The organism is Pseudomonas sp. 2, assembly GCF_056627435.1.
The window spans coordinates 120,684-138,344 of the sequence record NZ_JBWXNG010000019.1 but is presented as its reverse complement, the minus strand read 5'-3'; the positions used below and the strand labels follow the sequence as shown (position 1 = coordinate 138,344).

Annotated in this window: 16 protein-coding genes; 9 read left to right on the top strand and 7 right to left on the bottom strand. The window is 62.3% G+C overall.

Annotation, left to right across the window (positions count from 1 at the left end):
- Nucleotides 1-97 precede the first annotated feature (97 nt).
- From AC1MEK_RS25640 to AC1MEK_RS25625, 4 genes are all read right to left on the bottom strand, one after another.
- On the bottom strand, nucleotides 98-664 hold the full coding sequence (locus AC1MEK_RS25640; protein ID WP_480399045.1) for an rRNA large subunit pseudouridine synthase E: 567 nt from the start codon (nucleotides 662-664) through the stop codon (nucleotides 98-100).
- 137 nt (nucleotides 665-801) lie between these two features.
- A complete protein-coding gene (amn, locus tag AC1MEK_RS25635; protein WP_480399035.1) occupies nucleotides 802-2,298 on the bottom strand; it encodes an AMP nucleosidase in 1,497 nt (498 codons plus the stop codon).
- 181 nt (nucleotides 2,299-2,479) lie between these two features.
- Nucleotides 2,480-4,129 carry an acyl-CoA dehydrogenase family protein gene (locus tag AC1MEK_RS25630; protein WP_480399034.1) on the bottom strand — a complete coding sequence of 550 codons (1,650 nt, stop codon included), beginning with the start codon at nucleotides 4,127-4,129 and terminating at the stop codon, nucleotides 2,480-2,482.
- A gap of 78 nt (nucleotides 4,130-4,207) precedes the next feature.
- The gene (locus AC1MEK_RS25625) at nucleotides 4,208-6,175 is read right to left on the bottom strand and encodes a sensor histidine kinase (RefSeq protein ID WP_480399033.1); all 1,968 of its coding nucleotides are present in this window, start codon (nucleotides 6,173-6,175) and stop codon (nucleotides 4,208-4,210) included.
- Between the two features lie 340 nt (nucleotides 6,176-6,515).
- On the opposite strand from AC1MEK_RS25625, the gene AC1MEK_RS25620 reads away from it, so the two are divergent.
- The 4 genes from AC1MEK_RS25620 (at nucleotide 6,516) to AC1MEK_RS25605 (ending at nucleotide 10,288) form a co-directional block, all read left to right on the top strand.
- Nucleotides 6,516-7,313 (top strand): hydroxymethylpyrimidine/phosphomethylpyrimidine kinase, encoded by a 798-nt coding sequence (locus AC1MEK_RS25620; protein WP_480399032.1) that lies wholly within the window; start codon nucleotides 6,516-6,518, stop codon nucleotides 7,311-7,313.
- Nucleotides 7,314-7,349: 36 nt separating this feature from the next.
- Complete coding sequence (gene thiE, locus AC1MEK_RS25615; protein ID WP_480399031.1) at nucleotides 7,350-7,976, top strand: thiamine phosphate synthase; 627 nt, start codon at nucleotides 7,350-7,352, stop codon at nucleotides 7,974-7,976.
- A gap of 50 nt (nucleotides 7,977-8,026) precedes the next feature.
- Nucleotides 8,027-9,310, top strand: coding sequence for a glutamate-1-semialdehyde 2,1-aminomutase (gene hemL / locus AC1MEK_RS25610; RefSeq protein WP_480399030.1), 1,284 nt, complete (start codon nucleotides 8,027-8,029; stop codon nucleotides 9,308-9,310).
- Between the two features lie 417 nt (nucleotides 9,311-9,727).
- Entirely contained in the window at nucleotides 9,728-10,288 is a 561-nt protein-coding gene (locus AC1MEK_RS25605; RefSeq protein ID WP_480399029.1) for a tetratricopeptide repeat protein, read from the top strand.
- Between the two features lie 6 nt (nucleotides 10,289-10,294).
- Here AC1MEK_RS25605 and AC1MEK_RS25600 read toward each other — a convergent pair whose 3' ends face one another.
- A complete protein-coding gene (locus AC1MEK_RS25600) occupies nucleotides 10,295-10,621 on the bottom strand; it encodes a DUF1820 family protein (protein ID WP_480399044.1) in 327 nt (108 codons plus the stop codon).
- Nucleotides 10,622-10,751: 130 nt separating this feature from the next.
- Here AC1MEK_RS25600 and miaB point away from each other — a divergent pair, with 130 nt between their 5' ends.
- From miaB to lnt, 5 genes are all read left to right on the top strand, one after another.
- Nucleotides 10,752-12,080, top strand: coding sequence for a tRNA (N6-isopentenyl adenosine(37)-C2)-methylthiotransferase MiaB (miaB, locus tag AC1MEK_RS25595; protein ID WP_480399028.1), 1,329 nt, complete (start codon nucleotides 10,752-10,754; stop codon nucleotides 12,078-12,080).
- 241 nt (nucleotides 12,081-12,321) lie between these two features.
- Nucleotides 12,322-13,332 (top strand): PhoH family protein, encoded by a 1,011-nt coding sequence (locus AC1MEK_RS25590; protein WP_480399027.1) that lies wholly within the window; start codon nucleotides 12,322-12,324, stop codon nucleotides 13,330-13,332.
- The gene (ybeY, locus tag AC1MEK_RS25585; protein WP_480399026.1) at nucleotides 13,325-13,825 is read left to right on the top strand and encodes an rRNA maturation RNase YbeY; all 501 of its coding nucleotides are present in this window, start codon (nucleotides 13,325-13,327) and stop codon (nucleotides 13,823-13,825) included. The genes AC1MEK_RS25590 and ybeY overlap by 8 nt, the downstream gene beginning before the upstream one ends.
- Before the next feature lie 5 nt (nucleotides 13,826-13,830).
- Complete coding sequence (locus tag AC1MEK_RS25580; protein WP_480399025.1) at nucleotides 13,831-14,670, top strand: HlyC/CorC family transporter; 840 nt, start codon at nucleotides 13,831-13,833, stop codon at nucleotides 14,668-14,670.
- A 9-nt stretch (nucleotides 14,671-14,679) separates the two neighbouring features.
- The gene (gene lnt, locus AC1MEK_RS25575; RefSeq protein ID WP_480399024.1) at nucleotides 14,680-16,200 is read left to right on the top strand and encodes an apolipoprotein N-acyltransferase; all 1,521 of its coding nucleotides are present in this window, start codon (nucleotides 14,680-14,682) and stop codon (nucleotides 16,198-16,200) included.
- Between the two features lie 95 nt (nucleotides 16,201-16,295).
- Here lnt and AC1MEK_RS25570 read toward each other — a convergent pair whose 3' ends face one another.
- Both AC1MEK_RS25570 and AC1MEK_RS25565 read right to left on the bottom strand, forming a co-directional pair.
- The gene (locus tag AC1MEK_RS25570) at nucleotides 16,296-17,057 is read right to left on the bottom strand and encodes a YdcF family protein (RefSeq protein ID WP_480399023.1); all 762 of its coding nucleotides are present in this window, start codon (nucleotides 17,055-17,057) and stop codon (nucleotides 16,296-16,298) included.
- 86 nt (nucleotides 17,058-17,143) lie between these two features.
- Nucleotides 17,144-17,530, bottom strand: coding sequence for a hypothetical protein (locus AC1MEK_RS25565; protein WP_480399022.1), 387 nt, complete (start codon nucleotides 17,528-17,530; stop codon nucleotides 17,144-17,146).
- Between the last annotated feature and the right edge of the window lie 131 nt (nucleotides 17,531-17,661).

Here is a 17,661-nt window from a genome sequence, read left to right as displayed (position 1 = left end):
AAATGGGTCAGGCGACAGAGATGTATCGCCAGTTCCTCCTTCGCGAATAAATTCGCTCCTACAGGGGATCGTCGATATCAATAAGATCTGCGATTGATCACAACTTCGCCGGCACCTCGCGCCACTGCCCCTGGTCCAGCCCCTCGATTGTCCAGTCACCAATGCGCACCCGCACCAGCCGCAACGTCGGCAAACCCACCGCCGCGGTCATCCGCCGCACCTGACGGTTGCGTCCTTCCTTGATGATCAGTTCGAGCCAGCTGGTGGGCACGCTCTTGCGAAAACGAACCGGCGGGTTGCGCGGCCAGAGCTCAGGCTCGTCAAGCTGCCGGGCCTGTGCAGGCAAGGTCGGGCCGTCGTTCAACTCCACGCCGTCGCGCAGTTTCTGCAGTTGCTCTTCGGTCGGCTCACCCTCGACCTGCACCCAGTAGGTCTTCGCCAGCTTGTGCTTGGGGTCGGCGATGCGCGCCTGCAATTGTCCGTCGTTGGTCAGCAACAGCAGGCCTTCACTGTCGCGGTCCAGGCGACCGGCCGGGTAGATGCCGGGGATCTCGATGAAGTCCTTGAGCGTCGCCCGCCCTTCTCCATCGCTGAACTGGGTCAGCACATCGAACGGCTTGTTGAACAGGATCAACCGCGGCTCGGCAGGCGGGGCCTTGGCGATGCGACGAGGGCCGCCGGAATTGTTCGGAGCGGGTCGGCGGGAAACGGGGCGTTGTGGACGGGGCATATCGGCTCGAACTGATTTTGAAAGACGGCACAAACAGAAAGGGCCACTTTAGTGGCCCTTTCGTCAAACGCCTAGCGGAATGGCGGTTCGTCGAAGCTGCGCAGTTTGCGCGAGTGCAGCGAGTTGAGCTGCGTGCGCATCAGATCCACCGCCGCGATGCCGATTTTCAGGTGCTGGGTCACGGCGCGCTCGTAGAAGGCGTTGGCCGAACCTGGCAGCTTTATTTCGCTGTGCAGCGGTTTGTCCGAGACACACAGCAAGGTGCCGTATGGCACCCGCAGGCGATAACCTTGCGCTGCGATGGTGCCGCTTTCCATGTCCACAGCCACGGCGCGGGACAGGTTGATCAGCGGCCGCTCCTGGGCCCAGCGCAGTTCCCAGTTGCGGTCGTCGTAGGTCAGCACGGTGCCGGTGCGCAGGCGTTTTTTCAGGTCGTCGCCACGCTCGCCGGTGATCTGCGCCGCCGATTCCTGCAGCGCCAGTTGCACCTCGGCCAGCGCCGGGATCGGAATGTTCGGCGGCAGCACGCGGTCAAGAATGCCGTCGCGGCGCATGTAAGCGTGGGCCAGCACGTAGTCGCCGATGGTCTGCGACTGACGCAGGCCGCCGCAGTGGCCGATCATCAGCCAGCAATGCGGACGCAGCACGGCCAGGTGGTCGGTGATGTTCTTGGCGTTGGATGGGCCGACGCCGATGTTGACCAGGGTCACGCCGTGGCCGTCTTCGGCGATCAGGTGATAGGCCGGCATCTGGTAGCGGTGCCAGACCACGCTGGAAACGATGGCCTGCGCCTCGCCGTGATCCATGCTCTTGTCGACCACCACGTTGCCCGGCAGGACCATCTTCACGAAGCGCGGATCGTCGCGCAGTTTTTCCAGGCCATGGACGATGAACTGGTCGACGTAGCGATGGTAGTTGGTCAGAAGAATCCAAGGCTGCACATGGCGCCAGTCGCTGCCGGTGTAATGCACCAGGCGGCGCAGGGAGAAATCGACTCGGGCGGCGTCGAACAGCGCCAGTGGCAGCGGGTCGGTATTGGCCCAGTCGTAGAGGCCGTCGGCAATGCCATCGGTGGCGGCGGACAGGTCGGTGCTGGGGAATACGCGAGCCAGGGTCGCGGCAGTGACACCGGTGCCAGCCAGCTCGTCGCCCTGCTCGACCACGTACGGATAAGGAATGTTCTGCTCGCTGACACCCACTTGCACCGTCACGGTGAAGTCATTCATCAGCGGCACGAGCTGTTCGATCAGGTATTTGCGGAAGGCCGCCGGGTGGGTCACGGTGACGCTGTAAGTGCCCGGCAGTTGCACCTTGGCGTAAGCGCGCGTGGTCAACGGCACTTCGCCCTGGCAGTGATAGGTCAGACGCAATTCGGGGTAGCGGAACAGCAGACGCTCGGCGGCGTCGGGTTCAACGCGGTCTTTCAGATAACGCTTGAGCGCCTGGCTCAAGGCGCTGGTTGCACGTGCGTGCAGCTCGGCAAGACGGTCAACGGCCTGCTCGGCGGTTTCTACTACGACAAAGGCTTCATTCACGATGTGCATCCTTCTGATCTTGCAAGGCTCCATCTTGCCTGCAACGCAGATGGAAGGCACGAAATGAGTAGCGGCGAATACGATCTGTCTACCCCTCCGCATCCCCTGTGGGAGTGAGCTTGCTCACGAAAGGAGCATGACATCCACAGCATTTTCGAAGCCTGTGCATCAGTCTTCGTGAGCAAGCTCACTCCCACAGTCTGATCCGGGGTCGTCAGGTGAGCTGCGGCGAAGAGCGTGCCACCAATGCCTCGACATCCACCCCACGCGGCAAGGCGCCGTACACGCGGCCGGGCTGCTCGATGCGGCCGGCAATAAAGCCGTCGCTGACCGCCGAATTGCCTGCCTCAAGCAGCAACCTGGCCTGCAGTCCCACCGCGATGTCCTCGGTCAGTTGCCGGGCGCGGTACTGGATGTCGCCGGTGTCCTTGAACGCGACCTTCAATCGCTCGATGTGCGCGGCCAGGCGCTTGTCGCCGTGACCATCACCCAACTCGTCAAACAAGGCGTCGAGCACACCGGGCTCCTTGGACAACGCCCGTAACACATCCAGACACTGCACATTGCCCGAGCCTTCCCAAGTCGAATTGACCGGCGCTTCCCGGTACAGCCGCGGCAGGATGGTGTCCTCGACATAGCCCGCGCCGCCCATGCATTCGGCGGCCTCGTTGATCATGGCCGGGGCGCGTTTGCAGATCCAGTACTTGCCCACCGCCGTCACCAGCCGGGCGAAACGCGCCTCGTGGGCATCGTCCAGCCGCTCCAGCGCGCGGCCCATGCGCAGGCTCAAGGCCAGCGCCGCTTCGCTTTCCAGCGCAAGGTCGGCCAACACGTTTTGCATCAAAGGCTGCTGGCTGAGCACACGTCCGCCCACACTCCGGTGGGCACAATGATGCGCCGCCTGGGTCAGCGCCTGACGCATCAGGGCGCTGGAGCCGGTCATGCAGTCGAAACGGGTCATGGCCACCATTTCGATGATGGTCGGCACACCGCGCCCCTCCTCGCCCACCATCCACGCCAGCGCGCCACGAAACTCCACTTCGCTGGAAGCGTTGCTCCAGTTGCCCAGTTTGTTCTTCAAGCGCTGTATGTAGAACTCGTTGCGGGTGTCATCCGGGCGATGGCGCGGCAGCAGGAAACAGGTCAGGCCCTTGTCGGTCTGCGCCAAGGTCAGGAAGGCATCGCACATCGGTGCCGAGCAGAACCACTTGTGGCCCACCAGCTCATACGCCTGGCCCGGCCCCGGCTGGCCAACCGGCCAGGCGCGGGTGGTGTTGGCCCGCACATCGGTGCCGCCCTGTTTCTCGGTCATGGCCATGCCGATGGTGGCACCGGCCTTGTGGGCGATACCGACGTTGCGCGGGTCATATTGGGTGGCAAGGATTTTCGGCAGCCAGACCTCGGCCAGATCCGGCTGCAGCCGCAGCGCCGGCACGCTGGCGAAGGTCATGGTCAACGGGCAACCGCTGCCGGCCTCGGCCTGGCTGTGCAGGTAACTCATGGCGGCGCGGGCGACATGGGCGCCTTCACGGGGGTCGGTCCAGGGCAGCGAGGGAATGCCGTGCTCGATCGCCGTTTGCATCAACTGGTGATAGGCCGGGTGAAACTCCACCAGATCGATCCGGTGCCCGTAACGATCATGGCTGGCGAACACCGGCTTGTTCTGGTTGGCGAGAAAACCCGCTTCCATCAACGGCCCGCCGGCCAGCGCGCCATAGGCATCGATGCGCGACTGCGCCCAGCCGGCACCGAAGCGCTGTGACCACTCCTGCAAGGGCAGGTCGATGCGATACAGGTTGGTGCCGTCCAGCGACGGCGGCTGGTTGGTGACTTCGTGAGTCTCGGCGAACTGATGCAGGTTCATGAGGCGGCTCCGGTCAGCATTGCGCAAATAATGACCAGTGAAGCACGCACCCCGAACCTGAAAAAGTGCCGTAGGCGACTAAATGACGGCGGTTTTGCCCTCTTTTGCCTGAAGGACATCCAGGCTCAATCTGAACTGGCTGCCCGCGCCGGGCTCGGACTGATGGCTCAGACGCCCTCCCTGCAGCTCGATCAACTGCCGGCAAATCGCCAGGCCAATGCCCAGACCGCCGTACTCGCGGGTCATCGAACCGTCGACCTGATAGAAATTGGCGTACAGGGTTTCTTCATCCAGCCGGTTGAAACCGATGCCGGTGTCGATCACGTCCACCAGCAGCCGAACATGCTGGGCGTCGGTGCACTGGCCGTTGACGCGGATTCTGATCGAGCCGTGCTTGGTGAACTTGATCGCGTTGTCGATCAGGCAATCCAAGCACTGGCGCAGCTTCAGCGCGTCGCCTTCAAGGCTATCCGGCAGGTCGTCGGCCACTTCGACGCTCAGGCTCAAGCCCTTGCAGCGGGCCAGCGGTTCGAAGGTACTGCGCGCCTGGAACAGCAGGTTGCGCAGGCTGAACATTTCGGTCTGGTAGGTGATGCGCCCGGCCTGCAACTCGGTGAGGGTCAGGATGCCGTTGACGATGCCCATCATGTTCTGCGCCGAGTCGGCAGCGGTCTGGCGATACAGCGCGATCTCTTCCTCGCCGCCCTCCATCTGCATCAGTTCCAGCGAGCCAATCACGCCGTTCATCGGCGTGCGCAGTTCGTGGGTCAGGGTGGCGAGGAATTCGTCCTTGAGCCGGTTACTGACGGCCAACTGCTGGTTGAGCTTTTCCAGGTCCCGAGCCGAGTCTTCCATGATCTGCGCCTGCCGCTCGCGCATGGCATTGATGCGGTCGGCCAGTGCCAGCGACAGCAGCGCCACCTCGACCACCGAGCCGATCTGGCTGGCGTACATGGTCCAGAAGGTATTGGGCAAATGGCCTAGCAGCATGGTCGCGTTGACGATGCCGCCGATCAGAAACGCCGACCAGCCGAAGATGAAATAACGCGCAACGCGCCGCCCCTTGAGCCAGGCGATGACGCCGATCAGCAGAATGACCGGCGTGAAGATCAGCACCAGCGCGGTGACCAGGCGCAAGGCGACGCCGTAATCCATGGTCAGCGACAGCACCATGATCAGCGCCGCGCAGGCCATCATCAGCAGCAATGGCGCATCCAGCCAACGCCCCAGGCGCGGGGTCTGCAGGAATTTGCGGGCGAACTGGCTGGCGAACAGGATCGCTGCGGCGATCAGGAAGGTGGTCGAGGTGTTGGCCCACCATGGGTTGTCGGGCCACAGGTATTCGATTCCCGCGCCGTTGACCGACACCTGATACAGCCCGAAACAGGTGATGTAGAGGATGTAATACAGGTAGCTGGTGTCGCGCACGCTCAGGTAAATGAACAGGTTGTAGACCAGCATCACCGCCAGCACGCCGTAGATCATGCCCAGGATATACAACCGCGACGGCTGTTCTTCTATATAGGCATGGCTGGCCCAGAGGTTGAGCGGCGCCTGCACCGAACCGTGGCTGGCCACGCGCACGTAGGCGGTCTTGGTTTCGTGGGGTTGCAGATTGAGGTCGAACAGGTAGTTGTTCTGGCGGATCTGCCGGCTCTCGAACGGCAGCATGTCGCCGGTCTGCCAGGTCAGGCTCGGTGCCGCAGACTCGCTGGCCAGATACAGATCGACATGATCCATCGGCGGATAGGCCAACTCCAGTAACCAGTCCGACGAGGCCACCGGATTTTTCGGCCGGTAGGTCAGTTGCACCTTGAGCCAGAATGCCGAGCGCGAATAGCCCGCGTTCAGCGTCGCGGCGTCCAGCGCGCGAAACTTCGCCGCGCCTTCGGCTGACGCGACTTGTTCGATGGTGGCTTCGCCGGTCGGGTCTTCGAAGACTTGGGTCGCACGGCCCAGGGCCAGGGTGCGGGTGTTCTCGTCGAACTCCACGGCGCTGGCGAGCAGCGGCAACAATGCCAGCAGCAGGGTCAGTAGAAGGCGCATGCAACACCGCCCGCATTATTCTGGGCGGCGTGGTGAATCCCCCGGTCCATTGGCAACGACATGTGAATCCGGGCCGACAGCTGGGCCCACTGACTGAACGGGCAACGCACTTGCATTCACTCTTGTTGGGAGGGACAGACGAAAGCTGACCAACAGCATAACTTTTGATAGCCAGATGACACCATCTTAATCGTCACACGCCAAGCTTTCCTTAGCCTTTCAAGACGACCGGCACCGACATTCCTACGAACGGCGTGCCAGAGCGGCGGGCGGCAGATGGACGAAAAATCTGCCGTCGACCAGCGGCCCGGCAAAAACTTTAGTGGTAAGCTCGCGCACCATGAATATCTATAGCTCCCGCCCCGTTGTCCTCTGTCTCTCCGGCCACGACCCCAGTGGCGGCGCCGGCTTGCAGGCAGATATCGAAGCCCTGCTCGCCCAGGGTTGCCACGCCGCTCCCGCAGTCACCGCGCTGACCGTGCAAGACACCGTGAACGTCACTGACTTCCGCGTGCTGGATCGCGAGTGGGTACTGGCCCAGGCCAATGCCGTGCTCAATGACTCGCAGGTCGCTGCGGTCAAGCTGGGCATGCTCGGTTCGCTGGAGATGGTCGACACCGTCGTCGAACTGCTCACCGCCCACCCGCATCTGCCGATGGTCTGCGACCCGGTGCTGCGCGCCGGTGGCGGCGGACGGCTGGGCAAGGATGAAGTCGGCTATGCCATGCGCGAGCGCTTGCTGCCGCTGGCGACCATTGCCACGCCGAACCTGCCCGAAGCACGGATTCTCGCCGAGCTGCCAGAAGGCACGGCCGATGAATGCGCGGAAAAACTGCTGCCCTACTGCGAGCATCTGCTGATCACCGGCGGCCATGGCGATGAACAGGAAGTGCACAACCGCCTGTACGTCCGCAACGGCGAGTCGCACACCTTCACCTGTCAGCGCCTGCCGGGCAGCTATCACGGTTCCGGCTGCACGCTGGCCAGCGCCCTGGCCGGTCGCCTGGCCCTCGGGCAGGACGTCATCAGCGCCGTGCAAACCGCGCTGGACTACACTTGGCGCACCCTGCGCGACGCTGAACAACTGGGCCAAGGCCAGTTCGTACCCCGTCGCCTGCCGCTGGATTTCTGCTCGTAGCAGCTGATTCGAACGCCACGAAAAGAGGCACCCCTGATGAAATTGCGTGGCCTGTACGCCGTAACCGACAGCCAACTGTTGGCCGGCAAGTTTCTCTCTTATGTCGAAGCGGCGCTCGATGGCGGCGTGACCCTGCTGCAATACCGCGACAAGTCCGGTGACGAAGCCCGCCGCCTGCGCGAGGCGTCGGAGCTGCTCAAGTTGTGCGAGCGCTACAAGACGCAGTTGATCATCAACGATGACGCGGAAATCGCCGCGCGTCTGGGCGTTGGCGTGCACCTGGGCCAGTCCGACGGCTCGCTGCCCGACGCCCGCGCCCTGCTCGGCCACAAGGCCATCGTCGGCGCCACCTGCCATGCGCAGATCGAGCTGGCGCAAAAGGCCAAGGCCGATGGCGCCACCTACGTCGCCTTCGGCCGCTTCTTCAACTCCAACACCAAGCCCGGCGCGCCGGCCTGCAGCCTTGAAATGCTGGCCGAGGCCCGCAAGCGCATTCAATTGCCGATTGCGGTGATCGGCGGCGTGACCCTGGAAAACGCAGCGCCCCTGGTGGCCCACGGCGCCGACCTGCTGGCCGTGGTGCACGGCCTGTTCGGCGCCGAGAGCGCGCAGGACGTCACCCGTCGCGCCCGCGCCTTCAACGCCTTGTTCAAACCGGCCTGACCCGTTGCGGGCCGCAACACCTTTTTTCGATTCAAACAGAGACCTTCATCATGTCCCGTTCTGAAACCCTTTTCGCCAACGCCCAGAAACACATTCCCGGTGGCGTCAACTCGCCGGTCCGCGCCTTCAAGAGCGTGGGCGGCACCCCGCTGTTCTTCAAACACGCTGCCGGCGCCTACGTCACCGACGAAGACGACAAGCGCTATGTGGATTACGTCGGCTCCTGGGGCCCGATGATTCTCGGCCATAGCCATCCGGACGTACTGGATGCCGTGCGCAAGCAGCTGGAACACGGCCTGTCCTACGGCGCGCCGACCGCCATGGAAACCGAGATGGCCGACCTGGTCTGCTCCATCGTGCCGTCCATGGAGATGGTGCGCATGGTCAGCTCCGGCACCGAGGCGACCATGAGCGCGATCCGTCTGGCCCGCGGTTACACCGGCCGTGACAGCATCATCAAGTTCGAAGGCTGCTACCACGGCCACTCCGACAGCCTGCTGGTCAAGGCCGGCTCCGGCGCGCTGACCCTGGGCGTGCCAAGCTCGCCGGGCGTACCGGCGGCGTTCGCCAAACACACCCTGACCCTGCCGTTCAACGACATCGAAGCGGTCAAGGCGATGCTCGCCGACGTTGGCCAGGAAGTGGCCTGCATCATCGTCGAGCCAGTGGCCGGCAACATGAACTGCGTACCGCCTGCACCGGGCTTCCTGCAAGGCCTGCGTGAAGAGTGCGACAAGCACGGCGTGGTGCTGATTTTCGACGAAGTGATGACCGGTTTCCGCGTGGCACTGGGCGGCGCGCAGGCATACTACGGCGTCAAGCCGGACCTGAGCACCTTCGGCAAGATCATCGGCGGCGGCATGCCGGTGGGCTGCTTCGGCGGCAAGCGCGAGATCATGTCGCACATCGCGCCGCTGGGGCCGGTGTACCAGGCCGGCACCCTGTCGGGTAACCCGCTGGCGATGGCAGCAGGCCTGACCACCCTGCGCCTGATCAGCCGCCCGGGCTTCCATGACGAACTGAGTGCCTACACCACGCGCATGCTCGAAGGCCTGCAACAGCGCGCCGACGCAGCCGGCATCCCGTTCGTGACCACCCAGGCGGGCGGCATGTTCGGCCTGTACTTCACCAACGCGAAACAAATCGTCACCTTCCAGGACGTGATGAGCAGCGATGCCGAACGCTTCAAGCGCTTCTTCCACCTCATGCTCGAAGGCGGCGTGTACCTGGCGCCGAGCGCGTTCGAAGCGGGCTTCACCTCCATCGCCCACGGCGAGGCCGAGCTGCAGCTGACCCTGGACGCCGCCGAGAAAGCGTTCGCCCAGTTGAAATAACCCGCAACGCCTGACACGTAGCAGCATGGCTTGCCAGCGGGCGCGATCTTGAGGACGACCCGCCGGCAAGCCGTGCTGCTACGAGGATTGGGGTGGTCCGCATATCAGGTGCGCCCCATCCTTGTAGGAGCCGGCTTGCTGGCGAATGCGTCAGGTCAGTCTCAGCCATGCTGAATGACAGATCGCATTCGCCAGCCAGCCGGCTCCTACAGTTGATTTGCGGTGTTTTCCGTTTATTTTGTTAAATATTAATTTCCGCACACCGCTTCGAACCCCTGATTACAGGCAAATCAAGGCCGTGTAGCAGAAAAACTGCAAAGACTTTGTAAGGTTGGCTCTGCTTATTTCATAATGCGCAGCCAGCACGTTTAGCTGGACGGGCATGCCCGCACCTTTTTCAGAGGTAAGTCGACTTCCATGAATCGCACCGGCCGCACCCTTGCATTGGGCTGCCTGTTGCTTCTTCATCCCCTGCTGGCCAATGCAGGTGGCAACTCGTTGTTAATCCCAGCGGTGGGTCGCTGCACCCTGAATACTCAGCCAGACAACCTGGCGGCGGCGTTGCAGGCGTGCCAGCAGGCGGCCAAGGGTGGGGATGCGCAAGCACAATACGAGTTGGGACAGTTCTACTACGACGGCAAGAACGCGCCGCGCGATCTCACTCAAGCCCTCAACTACTTCGAACAGGCCTCTTTGCAAGGCCATGCACAGGCACAGTATCAATTGGGCCTGATGTTCTTCCGGGGCGAAGGTGTGCAGGCCAATAACATCCAGGCTTACATCGTGCTGAAGATGGCGGCGGTCAACGGTTCGGAAGATGCACTGGACCAGGCCGACGAAGTTTCGGCGCAGATGAAGAAAGAAGACCTGGACGTCGCGACTCAGGTATTGGGCCAGATCTTCCGCAAATACCTGCTGGAACTGCAGACCGCCGAAGGGCGCACACCTTTCGCGCCCTTCCCTGACAGCAAGCAGTAATTCGCCTTACTTGTCCTGCATCGGCACCGGAAACGGCATGACGTTCCCCGTCGGGCGCGCTTCGCTGATCTTTGCCGTTCCCATGCGCTCCACTTCGTCGATCCGCACGATCGAATGCATCGGCACGAAGCTGCGCACCACGCCATCGAACTGTGCTTTCAGCTTTTCTTCGCTGGGGTCGACCACCACGGTCGTGCGCTCGCCAAAGACGAATTCTTCAACTTCCAGGAAACCCCACAGATCGCTTTGATAGATCTGTTTGGCGTACATCTCGAACACCTGTCCCTGGTTGAGGAAAATCACCTTGTAGATTGGGGCTTCGCGTTTGGTCATGACAGGCAGGCAAGCATCGGCGTCTGAAAAAAGGGCGCGAACTATAGCACGCCGCTCGTTAGGCGATGCTAGGAACAAAGGGCCGGGATCACTATAATGCGCGGTTCTTCGAATCACCTGATGAACCCGCATGGCCAAGAAGCTTTACATCGAAACCCACGGCTGCCAGATGAACGAGTACGACAGCTCGCGCATGGTGGACCTGCTGGGCGAACATCAAGCACTGGAAGTCACCGCTCGCGCGGAAGATGCCGACGTCATCCTGCTCAACACCTGCTCGATCCGCGAGCGGGCGCAGGACCGCGTCTACTCCCAGCTTGGCCGCTGGCGCGAACTGAAACTGGCCAACCCGGAGATGGTGATCGCCGTCGGCGGTTGCGTGGCCAGCCAGGAAGGCGCGGCGATTCGTGATCGCGCGCCCTACGTCGACGTGGTGTTCGGCCCGCAGACCCTGCACCGCCTGCCGGAAATGATCGACGCGGCGCGCACCACGCACCTGCCGCAAGTCGACGTGTCGTTCCCGGAAATCGAGAAATTCGACCACCTGCCCGAGCCCCGTGTCGATGGCCCGAGCGCCTACGTGTCCGTCATGGAAGGTTGCAGCAAGTACTGCACCTTCTGCGTGGTGCCGTACACCCGTGGCGAAGAAGTCAGCCGGCCGTTCGACGACGTGATCACCGAAGTCTTCCACCTGGCCGAAAACGGCGTGCGTGAAGTGACGCTGCTGGGCCAGAACGTCAATGGCTATCGCGGCACCACCCACGATGGCCACGTCGCCGATCTCGCCGAGCTGATCCGCGTGGTCGCCGCCATCGACGGCATCGACCGGATTCGCTACACCACCTCGCACCCGCTGGAGTTCTCGGACAGCCTGATCCAGGCCCATGCCGAGGTGCCGGAGCTGGTCAAGCATTTGCATCTGCCTGTGCAATCGGGTTCGGACCGGATTCTGGCGGCGATGAAACGCAACCACACCGTACTCGAATACAAGTCGCGCCTGCGCAAGCTGCGCGCTGCGGTGCCGGACATCTGCATCAGCTCGGACTTCATCGTCGGTTTTCCTGGCGAAACCGAGAAGGATCACCAGCAGACCATGAAGCTGGTAGAGGACGTCGGCATGGACTTCTCCTACTCCTTCGTCTACAGCCAGCGCCCGGGTACACCGGCGGCAGATCTGGCCGACGACACCCCGGAAGAGGTGAAAAAGGAGCGCCTGAAGCAGTTGCAGAACCTGATCGACCGCCAGGGCTTCGAGATCAGCCGCCGCATGGCCGGCACCGTGCAACGCATTCTGGTCACGGACTACTCGAAGAAAGACCCGGGCGAGCTGCAAGGGCGCACCGAGAACAACCGCATCGTCAACTTCCGCTGCGACAACCCGAAGATGATCGGCCAGTTCGTCGACGTGTACATCGACAGCGCACAACCGCACTCGCTGCGCGGGTCGTTGTTGCAATAGACCAGAAGCCCACACACCTGTAGGAGCGAATTCATTCGCGAAAAATGGTTCAGGCGACACAACTGCATCGGCTGCACGATTTTTCGCGAATGAATTCGCTCCTACAGGGGCCCTGCGCCGAGCCATGCAATCGCGCGCATGCGTCAGGACTCAACCATTAGTAAGCGGCCCCTTTCGAACACTGCCTGCAGGGTTTATCCTTCATCTCATCATTCTTGCCGTCGGGCGGCTAAAAACCACTTTGAACGCACCTATCGAACCACATCGTTTCAGCCTCGAACCCATCGAGGCTCATCGCTTCGCCAATCTGTGCGGGCAATTCGACGAGCATCTGCGCCTGATCGAACAACGCCTGGACATCGAGATCCGCAATCGCGGAGGCCAGTTCGAGATGATCGGCGAGCGCAAACAGACCACCTCGGCCGAAAACCTGCTGCGTCGACTGTATCGGGAAACCAAGAGCACCGAGCTGTCGCCGGACATGGTCCATCTGTTCCTGCAGGAATCCGGCGTCGAAGAGCTGGATAATCACCCTGCCGCCGAAGCCGGCGTTGCCCTGCGCACCAAGAAAGGCATGATTCGCCCCCGCGGCCTGAATCAGCAGCGCTACGTGAAGGAAATCCTGGCCAACGACATCAACTTCGGCATCGGCCCGGCCGGTACCGGCAAGACCTACCTTGCCGTGGCCGCAGCCGTCGACGCGCTGGAGCGCGAGCAGATCCGCCGCATCCTGCTGGTTCGTCCGGCGGTCGAGGCCGGCGAGAAGCTCGGTTTCCTGCCGGGCGATCTGGCGCAGAAGATCGACCCGTACCTGCGGCCGCTCTACGACGCGCTCTACGAGATGCTCGGCTTCGAATACGTGGCCAAGCTGATCGAGAAACAGGTGATCGAAGTCGCGCCGCTGGCCTATATGCGCGGCCGCACCCTTAATAACAGCTTCATCATTCTGGACGAGAGTCAGAACACCACCGTCGAGCAGATGAAGATGTTCCTGACCCGTATCGGCTTTGGCTCCACCGCCGTGATCACCGGTGACATCACCCAGATCGACCTGCCTCGCGGCACCAAGTCCGGGCTGACCCATGTCATCGAAGTGCTCAAGGACGTGCCGGGCATCAGCTTCACGCACTTCGCGCCCAAGGACGTCGTGCGCCATCCGCTGGTGCAGCGCATCGTCGAGGCCTACGAGCGCTTCGAGTCGAACGCCGCCCAGGCCAGCCAGGCCGCCGGGGATAACCGCCGCGATGCTTGAACTGGACCTGCAAATCGCCAGTGAGGCCAGCGCACCGAGCGAAACCCAGTTTCGCCTCTGGTGCGAAATGGGCCTGCGCCAGCGCACCGCCGACTCGGAAATGACCATCCGCCTGGTCGACGAAACCGAAGGCCGGGAACTGAACCACACCTGGCGTCACAAAGACTACGCCACCAACGTGCTGTCGTTCCCCGCCGACGTGCCTGACGACCTGCTGGACATTCCGCTGCTGGGCGATCTGGTGATCTGCGTCCCGGTGGTGGCCCGCGAGGCTGCCGAACAGGACAAGGCTCTGGACGCTCATTGGGCGCATCTGGTCATCCACGGCTGCCTGCATCTGCTGGGCTACGATCACATCGATGACGACGAAGCCGAAGAGATGGAAGCACTGGAACGGGAGTTGCTTGCTGAACTGGGCTACCCCGACCCCTACGCCGACGACGAACTCGTCGACACCCCACACACTGCAACACCCGGCAAGGACCACGAGTAAGGGCTATGAGCGAAGACCGATCGAGCAACGGGCAAAAGTCATGGTTGGGCAAACTGACCCAGGCATTTGCCCACGAGCCGAAGAACCGCCAGGAGCTCCTTGAGCTGCTGCGCGAAGCCCATCAGAACAAGCTGCTGGACAGCGAAGCGCTGGCGATCGTCGAAGGCGCCATCCAGGTCGCCGACCTGCAGGTACGCGACATCATGGTGCCGCGCTCGCAGATGATCAGCATCAAGGCCAGCCACAGCCCTCGTGAATTCCTGCCTGCGGTGATCGACTCGGCGCACTCGCGCTACCCGGTCATCGGCGAAAGCCACGACGACGTACTCGGCGTGCTGCTGGCCAAGGACCTGCTGCCGCTAATCCTCAAGGACAACGGTGGCATCGACGACGTCAAGAACCTGCTGCGCCCGGCCACCTTCGTGCCTGAGTCCAAGCGCCTGAACGTGCTGCTGCGCGAGTTCCGCGCCAACCACAACCACATGGCCATCGTCATCGACGAATACGGCGGCGTTGCCGGCCTTGTGACCATCGAGGACGTGCTTGAGCAGATCGTCGGTGACATCGAGGATGAGCACGACGTCGAGGAAGACAGCTACATCAAGCCGCTGCCCAGCGGCGACTTCCTGATCAAGGCACTGACGCCGATCGAGAGCTTCAACGAGTTCTTCGACAGCGAATTTTCCGACGATGAGTTCGACACCGTCGGCGGCCTGGTGATGAATGCGTTCGGGCATCTGCCAAAGCGTAACGAAATCACCGAAATCGGCGCGTATCGTTTCCGCATTCTCAATGCCGACAGCCGTCGTATCCACCTGCTGCGCCTGAGCCCGATCTCACGCTAAGGAATGTTAATGCGCTGGATCACCCGCCCCGGCTGGCCCGGTAACCTGCTGGCCATGGTGGCTGGCGCATTGGTCACCCTGGCCCTGGCGCCGTTCGATATCTGGCCGCTGGCGATCGTCGCGCTGGTGCTGTTCTACCTCGGCTTGCGCGACCTCAAGCCGGGCCAGGCGCTGTGGCGCGGCTGGAGCTATGGCTTCGGCCTGTTCGGCGGCGGCACCAGCTGGATCTACGTCAGTATCCACACCTATGGCGAGGCGCCGGTGTGGCTGGCGGTTTTCCTGATGGTGCTGTTCTGTGCCTCGGTGGCGTTTTTCTTCGCCTTGCCCGCCTGGCTCTGGGCACGCTGGATCCGCCGCAACGAAGCGCCGCTGGCCGACGCCCTGGCCTTTGCCGCCTTGTGGTTTGGTCAGGAAATGTTTCGCGGCTGGTTCCTCACTGGCTTCCCCTGGCTCTACTCCGGCTACAGCCAGCTCGACGGCCCGCTCAAGGGCCTCGCGCCGCTGGGCGGCATGTGGCTGATTTCCTTCGCCCTGGCCCTCACGGCTGCACTGTTGTGCAACCTGCACCGCCTGCGTGCGCGCAAAAGCTTTCTGGCCATTGGCGTCGTTCTGCTGCTGGCGCCGTGGGTGACCGGCATCGCCCTCAAGCATCACGCCTGGACCGAACCTTCCGGCGCGCCACTGAAAGTCGCGGCCATGCAAGGCAACGTCGAGCAGAGCATGAAATGGGACCCGGCTGCGTTGAACGCGCAACTGGCGCTGTATCGCGACATGACCTTCACCGCACAGAAAGCCGACCTGATCATCTGGCCGGAAACTGCCGTGCCGGTGCTCAAGGAATCGGTCGAAGGGTATCTGGCAGTGATGGGCAAGTTCGCCGCCGAGCGCGATTCAGCGCTGATCACTGGCGTGCCGCTGCGCCAGAAAGGCGGCCACGGCGAGTACCGTTACTACAACGCCATCACCGTGACTGGCGAAGGCGACGGCACTTATCTCAAACAGAAACTGGTGCCGTTCGGTGAGTACGTGCCCCTGCAGGACGTGCTGCGTGGCCTGATCACCTTCTTCAACCTGCCGATGTCGGACTTCGCCCGCGGCCCTGCCGATCAGGCGTTGCTGCAGGCCAAGGGTTATCAGATCGCGCCGTTCATCTGCTACGAAGTGGTGTACCCGGAGTTCGCCGCCGGGCTGTCGGCCCAGAGCGACTTGCTGCTGACGGTGAGCAACGATACCTGGTTCGGCACCTCGATCGGCCCGCTGCAACACCTGCAGATGGCGCAGATGCGCGCCCTGGAAGCCGGACGCTGGATGATCCGCGCCACCAACAACGGCGTCAGCGCGCTGATCGACCCGTTCGGCCAGATCACCACCACCGTGCCGCAGTTCGAGAAGGCGGTGATGTACGGCGAAGTCACGCCGATGCACAACCTCACGCCGTACCTGCATTGGCGCTCGTGGCCTCTGATCATCCTGTCGCTGCTGATCGTCGGCTGGGCGCTGGGTGCGAGCCGGATTGCCAAGACCGTGTAATGACACCATCCGTAGCAGCACGGCTTGCCGGCGGGATCGATCTTGAAAACGCCCCCGCCGGCAAGCCGTGCTGCTACGAGAACGGTGTACACCTGTTATCGGTAGAACAACGGATACGCCACCAGCCCCGCCGCTTCATTCAGCAACTGCCCGTTCTGCCACATCGCCCTGGCCTCAGGCGACCAGCCGCCGAACGGCCGCGCGTTGTCCTTACTCAAGAACCCCACCGGCGCAGGCACCACGCTGAACCCGGCTTTCTCGAAACTCCACACCGAACGCGGCATGTGCCAGGCCTGGGTCACCACCACCACGCGCTTGATGCCTTGGGGCAAAAGCATAGCGGCCGACATCGTGGCGTTTTCCCACGTCGTGCGGCTCTCACCTTCCTGCCAACGTACCGTCACGCCGAAATCGTCACGCAATGAATCGGCCATGATCGCCGCTTCGCTGGGCGGTTCGCCGTAATGCAGCCCGCCAGTGACCAGGATCGGCAAGCCCGACGCCTTGGACATCCGCGCCGCATAACGCATGCGTTCCAGCGCAGTGCCGGTGGGAATGTCACCACCCCAGCTCGGATCGTTGCGCTCGCGCCCGGAGCCCAGCACCACGATGGCATCGGCCCGCTGCGCAAGGTTCGCCCAGTCGCACTGCGGCAAGGGCGCAATGGTTTCGATACCCCTGGCCGACCACTCGACCACAATGGGCAGACTCATGGCCCAAAGCCCGCCCAACCCGATAATAAACAGCAGCCGTGCAATACCCGGTCTGGACTTTCGCAACCACCAGGCAAACAGCAGCAACAATAAAAAGATGCCGGGCGGCAATAACAGATTCTTGATGAAGTAACGAACAGGCATCGGGCATCTCCAGAAGATGCCCGAAGCCTAAAAGGATTGAAGCCAAGCAACAATGCTTGATGTTGCGGGACTCATACCCGCGAAGGTCAACGCTTGAAATGTTTGCTGGAACTGTAACGACTCAACTTCGACGACACCTTGGCGCGACGCTGATCCTTCAGCCAGATGACATTGGCTGATGTGCGCGGGGCGCGGACCGGTTCGGATGGCTCACGTGACGCGCTTGAACTGCCCTTCTTCGGGTTCGTTGCTTCCTCTTTGACAACGGCTTCTTTTCGGTCCGGATGTGCAACATCCAGATAAGCCTCGATCAGCTGGAATTCGGCCTGGCTCAAACCACGCAACTCCAGTTCAGCGGGGTATTCATTGCGAAGCCGGACTGCTGTTTTCGCCACGTCCAAGGCCAGCCCCAGACGATCGATCAAACGGTCATACAGATCAGGTTTCTTTACTTGGTGCCGCAACTCTGCCATCCGCTCACCTCTCTGAAGATAAACTCATACCCTCGTAAATGAGCTTAGCGGCACTGTAAAAACCGGCGCGATGCCGCGACCAACGGCGGCTGGCGGGCCATCGGGGTAAATCAGGGTTTCCCTAGGCAGTC

Bases quoted from the DNA above. Each gene is read 5' to 3' on its own strand.
- lnt (WP_480399024.1), top strand. From the start codon at position 14,680: ATGCGCTGGATCACCCGCCCCGGCTGGCCCGGTAACCTGCTGGCCATG.
- AC1MEK_RS25630 (WP_480399034.1), bottom strand. From the start codon at position 4,129: ATGAACCTGCATCAGTTCGCCGAGACTCACGAAGTCACCAACCAGCCG.
- thiE (WP_480399031.1), top strand. From the start codon at position 7,350: ATGAAATTGCGTGGCCTGTACGCCGTAACCGACAGCCAACTGTTGGCC.
- ybeY (WP_480399026.1), top strand. From the start codon at position 13,325: ATGCTTGAACTGGACCTGCAAATCGCCAGTGAGGCCAGCGCACCGAGC.
- hemL (WP_480399030.1), top strand. From the start codon at position 8,027: ATGTCCCGTTCTGAAACCCTTTTCGCCAACGCCCAGAAACACATTCCC.
- AC1MEK_RS25600 (WP_480399044.1), bottom strand. From the start codon at position 10,621: ATGACCAAACGCGAAGCCCCAATCTACAAGGTGATTTTCCTCAACCAG.
- AC1MEK_RS25605 (WP_480399029.1), top strand. From the start codon at position 9,728: ATGAATCGCACCGGCCGCACCCTTGCATTGGGCTGCCTGTTGCTTCTT.
- AC1MEK_RS25620 (WP_480399032.1), top strand. From the start codon at position 6,516: ATGAATATCTATAGCTCCCGCCCCGTTGTCCTCTGTCTCTCCGGCCAC.
- AC1MEK_RS25625 (WP_480399033.1), bottom strand. From the start codon at position 6,175: ATGCGCCTTCTACTGACCCTGCTGCTGGCATTGTTGCCGCTGCTCGCC.
- AC1MEK_RS25570 (WP_480399023.1), bottom strand. From the start codon at position 17,057: ATGCCTGTTCGTTACTTCATCAAGAATCTGTTATTGCCGCCCGGCATC.
- amn (WP_480399035.1), bottom strand. From the start codon at position 2,298: ATGGAGCCTTGCAAGATCAGAAGGATGCACATCGTGAATGAAGCCTTT.
- AC1MEK_RS25565 (WP_480399022.1), bottom strand. From the start codon at position 17,530: ATGGCAGAGTTGCGGCACCAAGTAAAGAAACCTGATCTGTATGACCGT.
- miaB (WP_480399028.1), top strand. From the start codon at position 10,752: ATGGCCAAGAAGCTTTACATCGAAACCCACGGCTGCCAGATGAACGAG.
- AC1MEK_RS25580 (WP_480399025.1), top strand. From the start codon at position 13,831: ATGAGCGAAGACCGATCGAGCAACGGGCAAAAGTCATGGTTGGGCAAA.